Genomic DNA, 1,968 nt, shown 5'->3' on the forward strand with positions numbered 1-1,968 from the left:
ACTCCACACCGACAGCGAGAAGAACGCGATGGCGGTCAGCAGCGACAGGAACGAGCCGACGATTCGCCCATGGACGCCGAAATGCGCGCCCGAGGACACGGCGTTGTTGGTGCCGTTGAGCGGGCCGAACAGGCCCATCGGCGCGAGGATGATCGAACCAACCAATACCCCCAGCACGATCGCCCAGACCCCGGCCTGGAAGGACAGGCCGAACAGCACTGGAAAACTGCCGAGTACGGCGGTGGCAAAGGTGTTGGCGCCGCCGAAGATCAGGCGAAACAGATCGCCCGGGCCGGCGCTTCGTTCGTGGTCGGGGATCTGTTCGACCCCGTTGGTTTCAATGTGCGTAAGGCTTTTATCGTTATTGTTATTCATGATCTGCTCCGATCATCGAGGCGCGTTCATCGGCTGTGAACGTCGCCTGTTTGGCTAAGGGGGTGGCAGCCCTTCCGGCATTGCGGACAAATGTTCATGACAGGCCAGCCATAGGCCTTGTTGTTTTTGGCGAAACACGATGGTTTCGCGCTCCTGGCTAGAGTGCAGCTCCCCTTGCATGCGCAGCTCGGTGGCCACGTCATGGATGAAAATCGCCACGTCCCCTTGCAGGCTGACGAAGGCGTTGCTCGAGGTGCAACGCAGCACCTCGAAGCCATCCTCGGCGCGCCAGCGGTCCCACAAGGCCAGGTAGGCCTCGCGTGACAGCAGCGGCTGTTCGAGGGTGTAGAACACGAAGCTCGCATCGGCGCTGAATGCGCCGAAGTAAGCCTCGCGGTCATTGCGGGCGAAGGCCGATACCAGCTCGGCGGCGGCCTTGAGAACCTGATCTCGATGGCTCATGGCGGCGCCTCAGCGATGGACCACGCCGGGCAGTACGCAAAGCATCTCGTACAGCAGGTTGGCGCCCAGCAGCGAGGTGTTGCCGGTGGTGTCGTACGGCGGAGAAACTTCTACCAGATCGCAACCGACCAGGTCGAGGCCCTGGCAGCCACGCACGATCTCGATCGCCTGGATGGTGGTCAGGCCGCCGATTTCCGGGGTGCCGGTGCCTGGCGCCCAGGCCGGGTCGATGCCGTCGATGTCGAAGCTCAGGTACACCGGGCCGCCGCCGACTTTCTCGCGCACTTCGGCCATCAGCGGAGCCAGGGATTTGTGCCAGCACTCTTCGGCCTGGACCACACGGAAGCCCTGGTTGCGGCTCCAGTTGAAATCCTCGGCGGTATAACCCTGGGCGCGCAGGCCGATCTGCACCACGCGATCGCAGTCGAGCAGGCCCTCTTCGACGGCGCGGCGGAAGGTGGTGCCGTGGGCGATTTTCTCGCCGAACATGTGATCGTTCACATCAGCGTGGGCGTCGATGTGCACGAGACCGACCTTGCCGTGTTTTTTGTGGATCGCCCGCAGGATCGGCAGGGTGATGGTGTGGTCGCCGCCCAGGGTCAGGGGGATGACGTTGTGTTCGAGGATCTTGTGGTACGACTCTTCGATGATCCGCACCGCGTCGAGCAGGTTGAAGGTGTTGATCGCCACATCGCCAATGTCCGCCACCGACAGCGAGTCGAACGGCGCGGCACCGGTGGCCATGTTGTATGGGCGGATCATCACGGATTCGGCGCGGATCTCGCGCGGCCCGAAACGGGTACCGGCGCGCAGGGAGGTGCCGATATCCAGTGGCACGCCGACAAAGGCAGCGTCCAGGCCGGCAGCGGTGGGCACGTGGGGAAGTCGCATCATGGTGGCGATGCCGCCGAAGCGCGGCATTTCATTGCCGCCCAGTGGTTGGTGAAGAATCTTGTCCACGGGTAGGGCCTCATCGTTTGTTTTATTTATCAGCGGCCGATTCTGCGAAAAGCCCGAGCCGTGAAGAATCGCTGGCGGCAAATACTTAGTTCAGATTTTTCTAAACTAATGGTGGGCAGGGCGATAGACTTCCAATCAGCGCATCCCCTGGGCAGATGATGCCCCTGTGGC

At 62.3% G+C, this 1,968-nt stretch carries 3 protein-coding genes; all 3 read right to left on the reverse strand.

Annotation, left to right across the window (positions count from 1 at the left end):
* Positions 1 to 378 (reverse strand): cytosine permease (locus ACE04F_RS21280; protein WP_486109839.1); only part of this gene is annotated, 378 nt, incomplete at its 3' end.
* 51 nt (positions 379 to 429) lie between these two features.
* Positions 430 to 837: a YybH family protein gene (locus tag ACE04F_RS21285; RefSeq protein ID WP_486109775.1), complete on the reverse strand. Its 408-nt coding sequence runs from the start codon at positions 835 to 837 to the stop codon at positions 430 to 432.
* A 9-nt stretch (positions 838 to 846) separates the two neighbouring features.
* Entirely contained in the window at positions 847 to 1,797 is a 951-nt protein-coding gene (gene speB, locus ACE04F_RS21290; protein WP_420767428.1) for an agmatinase, read from the reverse strand.
* Positions 1,798 to 1,968 lie beyond the last annotated feature (171 nt).

It is taken from the genome of Pseudomonas sp. AGC41 (assembly GCF_057334555.1).

What these genes read in the sequence shown, in the direction of transcription:
- ACE04F_RS21285 (WP_486109775.1), bottom strand. Translation starts at nt 837, where the DNA reads ATGAGCCATCGAGATCAGGTTCTCAAGGCCGCCGCCGAGCTGGTATCG.